The following is a 13660-nucleotide window of genomic DNA, read 5'->3' on the forward strand; positions in this document are numbered from 1 at the left end:
CTCCTGTGTCTCTCTGTTTTCCGCCGTTCACGCTCCTGACTTCGCTCTTTGTTCAGCGTCACCTGCGGGCAAGCCGCTTTGGAGGACTCCGCCTCCCTTTTTTATGACAGATCTCTCTGGTCTGTCGTGGGACGGGACAAAGCCTTACTTGTCCAGCAGGCAGGCCACTCCTGGAAGTTCCTTCCCTTCCATAAACTCCAGGCTGGCACCGCCGCCGGTGCTGATATGGGTCATCTTGTCGGCATAGCCCAGCTGCTGCACTGCGGCCGCGGAGTCGCCTCCACCGATAATGGTAATGGCGCTGGTCTTGGACAGGGCCTCGGCCACCGCCTCGGTTCCCTTAGCGAAAGCGGGGAACTCAAACACGCCCATAGGCCCGTTCCAGATGACGGTGCCCGCGTCAGCTACAGCGTCACAGTAGAGCTTGACCGTTTCCGGGCCGATATCCAGTCCCTGCCAGCCGTCCGGGATTGCCCCGGCCTTCACCACCTGGGTGTTGGCGTCTGGAGCAAATTTGTCCGCGCACACTGTGTCCACAGGGAGGAGCAGCTTAACGCCCTTGTCCTTTGCCTTCTGGACCATCTCCTTGGAGTAGTCCATCCAGTCGGCCTCCAGCAGGGAGTCGCCCACCTTACCGCCCTGGGCGGCGGAGAAGGTGTAGGCCATGCCGCCGCCGATGATGATGGTATCGGCGATCTCCAGCAGGTTGTTGATGACGCCGATCTTGGAGGACACCTTAGACCCGCCCAGAATAGCCACCAGAGGCCGCTTGGGGTTGGCCAGGGCGCCGCCAATGATCTCCAGCTCCTTCTGGATCAGAAAGCCGGACACGGCGGGCAGATAGCCGGCCACCCCGGCGGTGGAGGCGTGGGCCCGGTGGACGGCGCCAAAGGCGTCGGACACATAGACGTCTGCCAGGGAGGCCATGGCTTTAGCCAGGGCGGGGTCATTCTTGGTCTCCCCCTTCTCAAAGCGGGTGTTCTCTAGCAGCAGCACCTGGCCAGGCTGGAGCGCGGCGGCCTTAGCCTGGGCGTCGGGCCCTACTACGTCCTCCGCCATGAGCACCGGCCTGCCCAGCAGTTCGCTCAGGCGGGCGGCCACCGGCTTCAGAGACAGCTCTGCCAGGGACTTTTTCCACTTCTCCTCGGTCAGAGAGGCGGGGTCTTTCCCCTTCTCAGTCTGCTTCTTCACATAGGAATCAAAGGTAGCCGCCGGCTTACCCATGTGGGAGCAGGCAATCACCGCCGCCCCCTGGTCCAGCAGATACTGGATCGTGGGCAGGGCGGCCCGGATGCGCTTGTCATCGGTGATAACGCCGCTTCCGTCCTTCGCCATCGGCACATTGAAATCACAGCGCAACAGGACCTTTTTCCCCTTGATATCGATGTCCTTCACCGTCTTTTTATTGTAGTTCATCTCTTGGCTCCTTTCTTAAAACAAAAGGGTTATAGAACTTGGGATCTCCCTTTCTCCGCCATCTCGCCTTCGCCCGACAGCCCCGGAAAGTCGAGCTGCCGCAGCGCCTCATAGGTGAGGACGGCCACTGAATTGGCCAGATTCAGGCTTCTGGCGTCCGGCCGCATCGGGATGCGGATACACCGGTCCGGGTACTGCCGGCGAAATCCCTCCGGCAGCCCCGCAGTTTCCTTCCCAAAGAACAGCCAGCAATTATCTCGAAAGACTGCCTGGGTATAGTCCCGTGGCGCTTTCGTCGTGGCCAGCCACAAATCCGGGGCAGGATTGACTTCAAAGAAATGGTCCAACCCCTCATAGACCTGAAGATCCACCATATTCCAGTAATCCAGCCCGGCCCGACGCACGGCTTTTTCACTGATATCAAAACCCAGAGGCTTGATCAGATGGAGGCGGCTGCGGGTAGCGGCGCAGGTCCGTGCGATATTCCCGGTATTCTGCGGGATCTCTGGTTCTACCAGCACGATATTCAGCACAGCAGGACCCCCCTTGATTTCGCGGGTATCATTGTATTCCATTTTATCGGGAATTTCAACTGTAATTTGGTCGAAAAATTGCAAAAAATCAAAAAACAGGGCCATTTTTCATTCTGCCCCCAAAAAGCGGGGCTCCTATTTTTTTATTTCTTATTAAACTATTCTTTTCCCGTCCTTGCTCTCATCTTAATGCCCGGTTTTTCTCTTTAATACAGTTCCTATCCTTCTTCTTCCAACCCCATACCCAGTTTTTTCCGCCGCTCACTTAAAAATTTTGGCTCTTTTTTGCTCCTCCTATTCCCCTTTCTTTCAAACTCGTGCTATAATGGTGCCAGGTCTAAAAGATATGGGCATTTTCCACAAATCTATGCTTGCGGGAGCTCTGCTCCCCAAAAGGAGGCGGCATTTATGAAGCTTATCTGGAACGGGCATTCCTGTTTCACCATTCAATCAGAGGATGGCACCCTGGTACTAGACCCCTATCAGGACGGGTCTGTGCCCGGTCTGAGCCCCCTGTCTCTGACGGCCGACCTGGTGCTGTGCAGCCATGAACACCGGGACCACGGGGCCAGGGAGACGGTAGCGCTCACCGGCCGCACCGCCGCTTTTCAAGTGGATCGGCTGGACGCCTTCCACGACGATTCCCAAGGCAGCCAGCGGGGGAAAAACACCATCCACATCCTCTCCTCCCAGGGACTGCGGGTGGCCCATCTAGGTGATTTGGGCTGCTTCCCCACTCCGGAGCAGATGGACCGGCTGATGGGGCTGGACGCTCTACTCCTCCCTGTGGGGGGCTATTACACCATCGACGCCCAGCAGGCCCATGAACTGGTCCGCGCGTTGAGGCCCCGTGTGGTGGTGCCTATGCATTACCGCTCCGACTCCTTTGGCTTTGATGTCATCGCCCGGCTGGAGGATTTTCTGGCCCTGTGTGACCACGTGGTCCGCTATGATGGCAACACCCTGGAGCTGACCTGTGACACCCCCGCCCAGACCGCTGTGCTGACCTATCAGGCGGGAAAATAGACCGGCTCCCATTCCCCGCGTACCATAAACCAATGACTGGAGGTCTTTCCCATGTCTCACACTGTCGAGATCCTTTCCGTAGGCACCGAGCTGCTTCTCGGCAACATCGCCAACACCGACGCCCAGACGCTCTCTCAAGGGTTAAGCGAGCTGGGGCTTAACGTCTACTACCACACAGTAGTGGGCGACAATCCTCAGCGGGCCCGGGAGGCGGTGGCTATCGCTAAGAAGCGGGCGGATATCATCATCACCACCGGCGGGCTGGGCCCCACCTGCGACGACTTGACTAAGAACGTGCTGGCCGAGGCGTTTGGTAAAAAGCTCGTCTTTGACGAGTCCTCTGCGGAGCGTATCCGCTCCTACTTTGCCAAGACGAAACGGCCCATGACGGACAACAATCTGCAGCAGGCCATGCTGCCAGAGGGCTGCACCGTCCTGGCCAACGACTGGGGGACTGCCCCCGGCTGCGCCTTTCAGGCCGAAGGGGTCCATGTCATCATGCTCCCTGGCCCCCCCAGCGAGTGCCGCCCCATGTTTCAATACCGGGCAAAGCCCTATCTCCAATCCCTGTCCGAGGGCGTCATCGCCTCCCACACGCTGAAGCTGTTTGGCATCGGTGAGTCAGCGATGGAGGCCCAGCTCCGGGATCAGATGAACGCGATGTCCAACCCCACCCTGGCCCCCTACGCCAAGGAGGGGGAGTGCGAGCTCCGGGTCACCGCCAAGGCCCCCACCGACGCCGAGGCACAGGCCCTGCTGAAGCCTACGGTGGAACAGGTGAAGGCCCTCTTCGGCTCTAAGGTCTACGGGGTGGATGTGTCCTCTTTGGAGGAGGTGGTCGAGGGGCTGCTGCGGGAGAAGGGAATGACCATCGGCGTGGCCGAGAGCTGCACCGGCGGGCTGATGGCCAAGCGGCTGACCGATGTGGCTGGAGCCTCCCAAGTCTTTCTGGGTGGCATCGTGTCCTACACCAACCAGGTGAAGGCAGGGATGCTCCATGTGCCCCAGCACCTGTTGGACCAGTTTGGGGCCGTGTCCCCCGAGGTGGCGCTGGCCATGGCAGAGGGGGCCCGGAAGGCCCTTGGGTGTGACATCGCTCTTGCCACCACCGGAGTTGCCGGGCCGGACAAGGACGATTGGGACAACGAGGTGGGCACCATGTTCGTGGCCATCGCCACCCCGGACGGCACCCATGTGCGTCCCTTGAAGCTGGGCAGCCGCCCGGTCCGGGCCCGGCTGCGTACCCAGACCGCCCATCACGCCTTCGATCTGGCCCGGCGGTATCTCACCGGCCTGCCCTATGAGGACGGAGCGGTCTGACAGAAAACGGGACAACAATGGACTGTCGAAAAAGTGGCTATGCCACTTTTTCGACAAATTGGGACGGGGCCTCTGTCTATGACAGAGGCCCCGTTTTCTTTAATCCTTCCGCAGGAAATACCGGACCATGGTCAGCCCCAGCAGGGCTATGATCCCCATATACACATAGAGCAAAAACTGCTCTGCTGTACCGATACCGCCGCCCCAGCTTTCTGTCACCGATCCGTCCCGGTACCGGCCGGTAATGTCATTTCCTTCCCTGTCCAGAAGGCGTATTTCCCGGACATCCAGCCAAAACACCTGATCCTGACCATCCCCGAATTCCCAGCCCAAGTCCCGGATCAATTCTTCCTGGTCATAAAGCCACAGGAAGTCAGGCTCCTCCAGGTCATAGGTCCGGGTGGTGGTCCACCGCTGGATCCCGTCCCAGCTTCCGCCCCAGAATTCCAGCTGGGCGGACAATATCTCCCGGCACCCATACCCGGCAATCATAAACTGTGTCCGGTCCGTCCCCAATCTACCGCAATATACTCCGGCGGTGTAAGGGGAGGGGGAATAGGAGGCGCTGACCGGGCGGTATTTGCCAAATATCCCCCGCTTGAGCAGTACGATCCCATTTACATTATTAGCGTTGTCCGCCTTGAAAAAAATTGCCAGTTGTCCTTCTATTTCCTGCCAGCCGCCCACATGGATCGGCGTTCCCTCCTGGACTCCCTTTGTGTCCCGGCTGTCTGATGGACGGGATACATAATCCTCCACAGCGGCCAGCCGGCCGGCCTCGGTATTGGGATAGTGGAACTCCTGGTCATAGAGCCACCACATACACCACAGGGCCACCACCACTGACAGCACGGCGGCCAGCAGCCTGGTCCGCTTCACCCGTTTCAGGAACTTCAGCGTCCCCTTTGGCGCCTTCTCCAGCGGCACCTGCGCCCGCATATCCTTCTCCAGCTCCCTGCAATTCTCACAGTCCTCCAGGTGCGCCCGCACCTGAGCGGAAGTTTCCTCCTCCGTCAGTCCCTCCAAATAGGCGGGCAGCAGGTCCCGCACCACACAGCAGTCCAAATTATTGCGACCGTTTTCCACCATATCCACCTCCCATCAGTTTGGCCAGTTCCTCCTTACCCCGGTAAAAGCGCACCCTGGCCCACACCTCGCTCTTTCCCAAAATGTCCCCGATCTCACGGAAGGAAAAATCGCCGGCCAGCCGAAGGTGGATCACCTCCCGTGTATCCCCGTCCAGCCGCTGCATGGCCCGGTACAGTGCCATACGGTCCTCCCTCCGCTCTGTCTCCTCCACTGGATCGTCAGAGGCAGCCAGGGTAGACAGCCGCTCCTCCTCCAGCGGAGCCGTCCTCTTCCGGCGCTCCAGCTCCTTGTACCACAGGCGCTTGGCGATGGCGCACAGCCAGACCTGGGGCGTGCTGTCCCCCCGAAAGGCATCCAGGTTCTTCAGCGCCTGATAGAAGGTCTCTTGGGTCAGTTCCTCCGCGGTATCCTGCTCCCCGGTGATGGAGAACAGATATCGGAACACCTGCCGGACGTGCTGCTCGTACAGGTCCTCCCCCCTGTGTGCCATGGCCTTCACCTCCCTCTCTCTGACCGTTAGTTCCTTGTCAGGCCCTTTCGTTACAACATTTTACCCGTCTATAAAAAATACTTATTTTCCCATCTATTCGCGCAAAAGGTCGATTCCATCTTGCCTTTTGCCATGTCTATTGCTATAATCTAATATAACAATAAAAAACGCAACTGCTTTTTACAAGGTCGTACAGAGCCTCCCTCTGTGCGGCCTTCTATTCCCCAAACCAGTCTGGAAGGATGTGACAGTAAAATGCATCGGCTCGGGACCCGTCCCAAGCGGAGGGGCGATGTGGACATGACGCAGGGAAATGTGGCCCACCATTTAGTCATGTTCGCCCTCCCCCTTCTGGCGGGCAACATCTTTCAGCAATTTTACAACACCGTAGACACATGGGTAGTGGGCAACTTCGTCAGTAATGAGGCCTTCTCCGCCGTTGGTACCGTCACCCCCATCGTCAATATGCTCATCGGCTCCTTTATGGGCCTTGCCAGCGGGGCTGGCGTGGTCATCTCCCAATATTACGGCGCCAAACAGATGGAGCGGGTCAAGCAGGCCGTCCACACCTCCCTTGTCATGACTCTGGTGCTGGGCGTAATCATGACGGCTGCCGGCATCCTGCTCACCCCCTTCCTCCTGGGGCTGATGAAAACGCCCGCGGATGTCTTTCCAGAGGCCACGGCCTACCTCACCATCTATTTCTCAGGGGTGATGGGCCTGATGCTCTACAATATGGGAGCGGGCATCCTCCGGGCGGTGGGTGATTCCAAGCGCCCATTCTATTTTCTGGTGGCGGCGGCCGTGCTCAACATCGGCCTGGACCTACTGCTGGTCATTGTGTTCCATATGGGAGTAGAGGGCGTGGCCTACGCCACCATTATCTCCCAGGGCGTTTCCGCCCTGCTCACTCTGCTGCTCCTGGTCCGCACCAGCTCCTGCGTCAAGCTGGACTGGCGGGCCCTGCGGGCTACCCCCTTCATTTTGAAGCAGATTGCCCGCGTCGGCATCCCCGCTGCTCTGCAGATGGCCATAACCGCCTTTTCCAACGTATTCGTTCAGTCCTATATCAACTTCTTCCAGGCTGACTGCATGTCCGGCTGGACCGCTTATACGAAGATCGATCAGATCATGTTCCTGCCCATGCAGTCCCTGGCCCTGGCCGCCACCACCTTTGTGGGCCAGAATCTGGGCACCGGCCAACTGGACCGGGCCAAGGAGGGCACCCGGACCGCCTTTTGTCTCTCTTTGGGCATCACCGTAGCCCTCTCTGTTGTGACGTTCTGCGCCGCGCCCGCTCTGGTGGCCTTTTTCAACGATAAGCCGGAAGTGGTCTCTTACGGCACCCTCTTCCTGCGGGCCCTGGGTCCCTGCTATGTGCTGTGTTGTGTCAATCAGATCTATGCCGGCGCCCTTCGGGGGGCGGGCAAGAGTCAGGTCCCTATGTACATCATGCTCTTTTCCTTTGTGGTATTCCGTCAAATCTATCTGTACGTCACAGCGAACTTCATCTCCAACACCGTCCTTCCTATCGCCATGAGTTATCCGGCTGGCTGGCTGATGTGCAGTGTGGTTACTCTGGTCTACTACCACCGAGTAGGTTTGGGCGGCAACCGTCTGGTAGACGACTCCGCCTCCATGCCGTCCCGTCCCTAGACCGCCAAAAGGCCCCGGCGCTCGTTGAGCGCCGGGGCCTTTTCTTTTTTAGTCGTCCCAGTCCTTTTCGTATTCCAGGATCGCTCCGGAGGCTCCGTCGATGGTGTACTCATACTCCATGCCGCCGGACCGAAATTCCACCTCATACTCCAGCCGGCCGTCGTCATAGTCCCGCTCAGACCGCAAGCCGGCGACCTGGCTCTCGGACAGGCCGGCGTGCCCCAAGGCGGCAGACTCAGCCGCTTCCGCGCCGATGTCTGTACTGGAGGCACTGGCGTGCTTCTCCGTATCATAGGCGACCACGGAGCCATCGACAGCGTCGATGGTATAGTCATATTCGGTGCTGCCTACCCAGAACTCCACCTCGTATTCCAGCCGCCCATCGTCCCAGTCCTGCTTCACCTTTACATCGGTGGCCTGGGACTCGCTGACACCGGCGTGTTTCAGCGCGGCGGACTTGGCCGCTTCTGCGCCCACATCTTGGGTGCCAGAGCCACCAGTGCCGGAACCGCTGTAATTCGGCGCCCGGTGGGTCTCCCGCTCCTGCTTCAGTACAGAGCCGTCGGCGGCGGCGATAGTATAGTCGTACTCGGTGGTATCCACCCAGAACTCCACTTCGTATTCCAACCGGCCATCATCCCAGTCCTGCTGGACCCGCAGCCCGCTGACCTGGCTCTCAGACACGCCGGCATGTTTCAGCGCCGCCTCCTTGGCCTTCTCCTGGCCAATATCACTGGAGCCGCTGCTGGGTTTCGTCCCGGCACCGCCGCTCTGCCCGCTGTCCAGAATATCCTTCTGGCCGCTCAGAACTTCTCCTGTCCAAGCGTCGATATGGTACTCAAACTCTCCCCTGGCTGTCTTAAGCTCCACCTCATAGTGGGGTACGCGGTCGTCCAACTCAGGATCTACATCGGCCACCACAGAGCTCACCGCCATCGTGCCCGCATATTCCTCCGCAGCGATGAACGCCGCCTCTTTTCCAATCGGCATCGCGGGGGCGCCGATCTTGGCCAGGTCCTTCAGCTCCTCCACAGAGAGCTTGGCCAGCTCTTCAAACTTTAGATCGCTGTTCAGCGCGATCACCTGGTTGACCAGGCTGGCCTTTCCGGTGGAGATGTTATTTGCCTTCGCCTGCTGGTCCAGCTCCACACTGGCGTCCACTGTCTGGCTAAGGATAGACGCATTGGATGCCTGGGCCTGGAGGACCGCGTCCACGGCACCTGTCAGCTCCTGCTGGAGCTTGACCGCCCGTGCCTGGTCCTTATCTTCCACAGAGATCATGATGGCGGAGGAGATACTGTCCAGATAGCCGTTGCTCACCAGGGCACCGACGATGGCGTTCACCGCCACGTCCAGCTTTGTCCCCTTCAGGTCTGCCCCATCCCCCATGCTGGACAGGACTGTACGGGCCTCCTCATTCAGGGGGGTGCAGGAGAGGACTTTCTCCCTTTTATTTACCTTCAACTCAATACTTGGATTCACATCCAGAGAAACAACAGAGGCCACAGCGTTTGCCTGATAATAAAACGCGCCGCCTCCGCCGCCAACCAGCGCCAGGGCCAGACAGGCAGCCATCAGATTGCGTATGGTCCTGCTTGGACGTTTCTTCGTCATAGGGATCACGGTTCCTTTCCGCGCCTCACAGCGGGAGAGCACCCCTTCCAGATCATCGGGGGCGGCAGCGGACAGGGCCAGCTCCAGCCGGCGTTCCAGTTCCTTATCTGTCATCGGGTGTCATCTCCTTCCAGCCGTACTTTCAATTTTTTCAGCGCTCTGTGATATTTGGACAGGACCGTGGCCAGAGGCAGCTCCAACAGCTGCGCGATCTCCCGGTGCTTCAGCCCAGTGACGGCGTGGAGCACCACGATCCGCCGCTCCTGCTCCTCCAGCGCCGCCAGGGCCGTCTGGAGCAACTCCCGCTCCTCCGGGGAGAGGGCCGGACCCTCGGCCGGAATGGCGTCCCACTCCTCCTCGCTCAGATCCGCCTGACGTTCTCTCTGCCGCAAAGCCATCAGCGCCAGGTTCCGGGCCACCGCCAGGATCCACGCCATGGGCGAGCCCTGGGGGCGGTATTGGGGCGCCTTCTCCCAGATCCGAACAAAGGCGTCCTGGGTGAGATCCTGGGCGTCATGGGCGTTTTTCACATAGGACAAAGTGATACCATATACCGCCGTACGGGTACGGTGGTACAGCTCTGCCAGAGCCTCCCGGCTGCCGGCGGCTATCTCGATCAGCAGCCTGTCCAGCGCCTCCCGGTCCTCTTTGCCCGTTCCTTCCGTTGTCTGTGCCATAAGCAGCATCAGCATGGGCCATTTCTCCTGTCATTCAAGTAATGCACAAGCCGCTCGTTTTATTGCGCGGTGGAAAAAGTTTTTTTGACACCTACCTAGCGTTTGAGTTTAAACCTTTTTTCTAAAAAAAACAAGAGCCGCTTCGGCGGCTCTTGGCCAATTTTTATTTTATCCCTCCGGCTGGAGCCCAGCTTTTTTCAGCCGGTTCCGGAGCATCGGTCCTACCGCAATAGCCACTACCATCTTGACCAGGTCCCCGGGGATAAAGGGGAATACGCACATGGTCAGGGCGGGCAGCAGATCGCTTTCCGCCTGGAAGCAGAACCAGGCCGTGCCAAAGGCATAGCACAGGGCGGTGGCTCCAATCATCCCGGCCAGCTGTACGCCCCGGTTCCGGAATTTATCGATCACAAGGCCGGCGATCACCGCCATGGGGATGAAACCGACGATATAGCCGCCCGTTGGGCCGGCCAGCTTGGCCAGGCCGCCGGAGTACCCGGAGAACACAGGCATTCCCACCATGCCGATGAGCACATAGACCAGATAGCTGACGGTACCCCGTTTCCAGCCCAGAACATACAGCGTGATGTAAATGGCAAAATTCGTAAAGGAGATGGGCACCGGCCCCACGGGAATGGAAAGGGGGCCCAGGACGCAGATGACGGCAGCCATAACCGCGGTCATCGCCAGCGGATAAACTTTATTCCTTGTTTTGGTTTCCATATTTTCTCTCCCTATCTACCGTTCTAATTGATAGCCAAGCCGGATAGCCATTTCCATATCTCCCGCCACGCTGGTGCCAGTGGTGGTCAGCATATCCCCGGTAATCGCGGCATTGGCCCCAGAGCGAAACAGCGCCTCGCCCCCATCGGGAAATCGACCCCGGCCGGCCGCCATACGGATCCAGGCGGTGGGATTTATGTACCGGAACAGGGCCACCGCCCGCAGCACATCCTCCTGGGAGATCGGCTCGACCTGCTCCAGTGGAGTGCCTGGGATGGGGGTGAGCAGATTCAGCGGGATGGAGTCTACCTCCAGCTCCGCTAGGCTCAACGCCATATCGATGCGGTCCTCCCAGCTCTCTCCCATTCCTAAGATCCCCCCGGAGCACACCTGAAGTCCCGCCTCCTTGGCTCGGAGGATGTTGTCTATCTTATCCTGATAAGTATGGCTGGTGCATATCATGGGGAAATATCTACGGGAGGTCTCCAGATTGGCGTGGAAGCGGGTCACACCGGCCTCCTTCAGCGCCTTGAGCTCCTCCAGGGTCTGTAGACCGTGGGAGGCGCACAGGGCCAGACCCGTCTCCTTCCGCAGCCGGCGGTAGGCCGCCAGACCGCGCTCCAGCTCCTGGCCGTGGAGGTCCCGGCCGGCCGTCACAATGGAGTACCAGTGGACGCCGGCAGCCTCGTTTCGCTTTCCCTCGGCCAAAATATCCTCTTCCGGCAGGAAGGGGTACTCCTTCACATGGGTGTTATGGTGGCAGGATTGGGCGCAGAATTTGCAGTCCTCCCCGCACCGGCCGCTTCGGCCATTGATGATCGTACAAAAATCAAAGCGGTCGCCGCACAGCTCTCTCCGAATGGTGTCCGCTCCCGCCCGCAGTTCTTCCAGGTCCGCTATCAAGAGTTGGGACAGATCGTCCGACCGGTTCAGGCGGCGGCCTGATCGGATCTCCTCAGCTAGTTTTTTCACTTTGATCCCCCCCAGATTGTAAACCATTTTCATTGTTTAGTATACGTCTCCCCCCACAGTCTGTCAACCAAAAAAATTTTCAGTTGACGATTTGCGTATTTCGCCTTTCGACAACATCCGCCCTTGTAAATCTATTCTCTTTTGGGTATAATTTCTTTCACGTGTTTTCCATGGATGAAAGGAGTCTCCTATGATCAAACAAAACCGATGGTTGTGCCTGTTTCTGGCCTTCCTTCTATTCGCCGGACCGGCTCTGCCTGCTCAGGCCGCGGAAGCGGACTTTGCCTCCTTCCTGATCGATGGGGATGAGATGGACTTTCCCCAGCGCCCCCTGCATATCCAGCTCTACCAGAGAGATCAAACCGGGACGTTTGTTCCCTCCGACCAGGTGGCCGGCAGTTTCCCCCTCAATCGCACCGCGGGGAACACCACCTTTTATATCCAGCTCCATGCTGACGGGGTACAGGTGACAGTGGACTACCTGACCGACGCGAACAGTGATGGTGTCTATGAACTGTTAGACGGACAGGATGATCCCATCTGTGACGTAGTCACCGCCGACGGCCGGCTGACCGCCTGGGACGGGGTGGATCACAGGCTGGAGGAGGGCCAGATCTTTGCCCTCCCCGCCGATCTGCTGGCCAGCCGGGGACAGGCTGTCCTCCAAGGCCGGCTGGCGGCAGGTCAGGAGGATGTGGACCCGGACCATCTGATCTACCTGCTCTCCCTTTCCTATGTTCCTGCCGGCGGGGGCGAGCCCCAGACGCTCCACTATTACCTCCAGCTGTTCCAGTCGGTGATCATCCCCTCCGATGTGCCCGTTGGCTCCTGGTACTACGAGGCTGTGGAATATGGTCTGGCCCAGGGCTTTTTCTCCGGCACCGGCGAGGACTCCTTCTCCCCCCAGGGCACGGTCACACGGGCCCAACTGGCCCAGATTCTGTGGCGCTTGGGCGGCTCTGAAGAAGGGCGGGAAGTTTCCTTCACCGACGTTTCCTCCGGAGATTGGTTCCTTGACGCCGCCTGCTGGTGCGCCCAGGAGGGAGTCATGTCCGGTGTAGGCGACCAGCGGTTTGGCCCGAACCAGGTACTCAGCCGGGAGCAGTTAGCTCTGATCCTGTACCAATACGCCCGCAGGACCGGGCTCCAGATGGAGGGTGGGCAGTCTTTGGCGCTGTTTACCGACGGTCCCTCTACCTCCTCCTGGGCACGGGAGGCCCTGGGCTGGGCTGTGGACCATCAGCTGCTGTCCGGTTATGAGGATGGTTCCCTCCATCCCGGACAGGGCGTCACCCGTGCGGAACTGGCTGTGGCTCTGTATCGCTTCTGTCAGGATCTCCTGGAGCTTTGACCTTTCCCATAACGGACCTGGCCGGTTTTCCGGCCGGGTCCGTGCTCTTTTTTCCCTGTGTGGTTAAAGGCTGGAATATTTGTCCAAACTATCCATACAATGGTCCACAGGAAGAAATGAAAGGAGCGTGGCTATATGGCGTTTTCTCTGTCCCGCCGCCGGTGTGATAGCGCACAGGAGTTGGAGCGGCAGGAGCTGGTGGCCTCCTTGGCCCACACCCGCACCCTCATCAATCAGGCCTATGGGGGGTTTAATACAGCCAGCGACGGGGACCTCATCGAGTCCTATGTTTTTGAGATCAATGCCCTCCAGGCGCGGTACAACTACCTGCTGCGCCGGGTCAAGCAGCTGGAGGGGGTTTCATGACAGGATTGCCGGGATTCGCAGCCTGGGGGCTGGCCGGACTGCTGGTCTGCACCGCCCTGTTGATCCTCCGCCGCCCTGTGGCCCAGCTGATCCGTCTGATTCTGCGCTCCTCAGTGGGACTGGCCGCCCTGGCCCTGTTTTCCCAGGTTGGTCAGGCATTGGGCGTGACTTTGGGGGTCAACCTGGTCAATGCCCTGGTGCTGGGGCTGCTGGGCGTACCTGGCTTCGGCCTGCTGCTGATGCTCCAGTGGGTGCTAAAATAGATGGCCTGACCAGGCTTTATATAGCCGCCTTTCACACTGCCGCCCGGCTTTTCTGGGCGGCAGTTCTTGTCGTTTTCAGAAAATATTTATATAATTGATTATATTCTTCTTTTTCTCTTGACTGTAAAGGGACTTCATACTTTACACTGGTCCCATCTAAGCCA

14 protein-coding genes are annotated in these 13660 nt (G+C 59.1%); 6 read left to right on the forward strand and 8 right to left on the reverse strand.

Features of this window, described 5'->3' with window-relative positions:
* Positions 1-144: 144 nt before the first annotated feature.
* Positions 145-1416 carry a phosphoglycerate kinase gene (pgk, locus tag ACEVJK_RS07495; RefSeq protein WP_340405452.1) on the reverse strand — a complete coding sequence of 424 codons (1272 nt, stop codon included), beginning with the start codon at positions 1414-1416 and terminating at the stop codon, positions 145-147.
* Between the two features lie 29 nt (positions 1417-1445).
* Positions 1446-1949 carry a tRNA (cytidine(34)-2'-O)-methyltransferase gene (locus tag ACEVJK_RS07500; RefSeq protein WP_147571604.1) on the reverse strand — a complete coding sequence of 168 codons (504 nt, stop codon included), beginning with the start codon at positions 1947-1949 and terminating at the stop codon, positions 1446-1448.
* Between the two features lie 408 nt (positions 1950-2357).
* Here ACEVJK_RS07500 and ACEVJK_RS07505 point away from each other — a divergent pair, with 408 nt between their 5' ends.
* Together ACEVJK_RS07505 and ACEVJK_RS07510 are read left to right on the forward strand one after the other, a co-directional pair.
* A complete protein-coding gene (locus tag ACEVJK_RS07505; RefSeq protein ID WP_262669705.1) occupies positions 2358-2975 on the forward strand; it encodes an MBL fold metallo-hydrolase in 618 nt (205 codons plus the stop codon).
* Positions 2976-3026: 51 nt separating this feature from the next.
* Positions 3027-4295, forward strand: a complete 1269-nt coding sequence (locus tag ACEVJK_RS07510) for a competence/damage-inducible protein A (protein WP_374740312.1) — start codon at positions 3027-3029, stop codon at positions 4293-4295.
* Between the two features lie 99 nt (positions 4296-4394).
* Here ACEVJK_RS07510 and ACEVJK_RS07515 read toward each other — a convergent pair whose 3' ends face one another.
* The gene (locus ACEVJK_RS07515; RefSeq protein WP_374740313.1) at positions 4395-5384 is read right to left on the reverse strand and encodes a zf-HC2 domain-containing protein; all 990 of its coding nucleotides are present in this window, start codon (positions 5382-5384) and stop codon (positions 4395-4397) included.
* The gene (locus ACEVJK_RS07520) at positions 5362-5874 is read right to left on the reverse strand and encodes an RNA polymerase sigma factor (protein ID WP_374740314.1); all 513 of its coding nucleotides are present in this window, start codon (positions 5872-5874) and stop codon (positions 5362-5364) included. Before ACEVJK_RS07520 ends, ACEVJK_RS07515 begins: the two co-directional genes overlap by 23 nt.
* A gap of 255 nt (positions 5875-6129) precedes the next feature.
* Here ACEVJK_RS07520 and ACEVJK_RS07525 point away from each other — a divergent pair, with 255 nt between their 5' ends.
* The gene (locus tag ACEVJK_RS07525; protein ID WP_186851905.1) at positions 6130-7530 is read left to right on the forward strand and encodes an MATE family efflux transporter; all 1401 of its coding nucleotides are present in this window, start codon (positions 6130-6132) and stop codon (positions 7528-7530) included.
* Positions 7531-7578: 48 nt separating this feature from the next.
* Here ACEVJK_RS07525 and ACEVJK_RS07530 read toward each other — a convergent pair whose 3' ends face one another.
* From ACEVJK_RS07530 to bioB, 4 genes are all read right to left on the reverse strand, one after another.
* Complete coding sequence (locus ACEVJK_RS07530) at positions 7579-9258, reverse strand: PepSY domain-containing protein (RefSeq protein ID WP_374740315.1); 1680 nt, start codon at positions 9256-9258, stop codon at positions 7579-7581.
* On the reverse strand, positions 9255-9836 hold the full coding sequence (locus ACEVJK_RS07535; protein WP_374740316.1) for an RNA polymerase sigma factor: 582 nt from the start codon (positions 9834-9836) through the stop codon (positions 9255-9257). The genes ACEVJK_RS07530 and ACEVJK_RS07535 overlap by 4 nt, the downstream gene beginning before the upstream one ends.
* Before the next feature lie 153 nt (positions 9837-9989).
* Positions 9990-10544 (reverse strand): biotin transporter BioY, encoded by a 555-nt coding sequence (locus ACEVJK_RS07540; RefSeq protein ID WP_147571619.1) that lies wholly within the window; start codon positions 10542-10544, stop codon positions 9990-9992.
* Positions 10545-10559: 15 nt separating this feature from the next.
* Positions 10560-11516 (reverse strand): biotin synthase BioB, encoded by a 957-nt coding sequence (bioB, locus tag ACEVJK_RS07545; RefSeq protein WP_374740317.1) that lies wholly within the window; start codon positions 11514-11516, stop codon positions 10560-10562.
* A gap of 190 nt (positions 11517-11706) precedes the next feature.
* Between bioB and ACEVJK_RS07550 the strand changes: the two genes are divergently transcribed.
* The 3 genes from ACEVJK_RS07550 to ACEVJK_RS07560 all read left to right on the forward strand — a co-directional run bounded on the left by ACEVJK_RS07550 (position 11707) and on the right by ACEVJK_RS07560 (position 13496).
* Positions 11707-12867 carry an S-layer homology domain-containing protein gene (locus ACEVJK_RS07550; RefSeq protein WP_374740318.1) on the forward strand — a complete coding sequence of 387 codons (1161 nt, stop codon included), beginning with the start codon at positions 11707-11709 and terminating at the stop codon, positions 12865-12867.
* A gap of 135 nt (positions 12868-13002) precedes the next feature.
* Complete coding sequence (locus ACEVJK_RS07555) at positions 13003-13233, forward strand: DUF2508 family protein (protein ID WP_147571622.1); 231 nt, start codon at positions 13003-13005, stop codon at positions 13231-13233.
* Positions 13230-13496 (forward strand): pro-sigmaK processing inhibitor BofA family protein, encoded by a 267-nt coding sequence (locus tag ACEVJK_RS07560; protein WP_147571623.1) that lies wholly within the window; start codon positions 13230-13232, stop codon positions 13494-13496. Before ACEVJK_RS07555 ends, ACEVJK_RS07560 begins: the two co-directional genes overlap by 4 nt.
* Positions 13497-13660 lie beyond the last annotated feature (164 nt).

Origin of the sequence: Flintibacter sp. P01028 (assembly GCF_041925235.1) — a bacterium.
In the GTDB taxonomy this organism is placed as follows: Bacteria; Bacillota; Clostridia; order Oscillospirales; family Oscillospiraceae; genus Lawsonibacter; species Lawsonibacter aceti.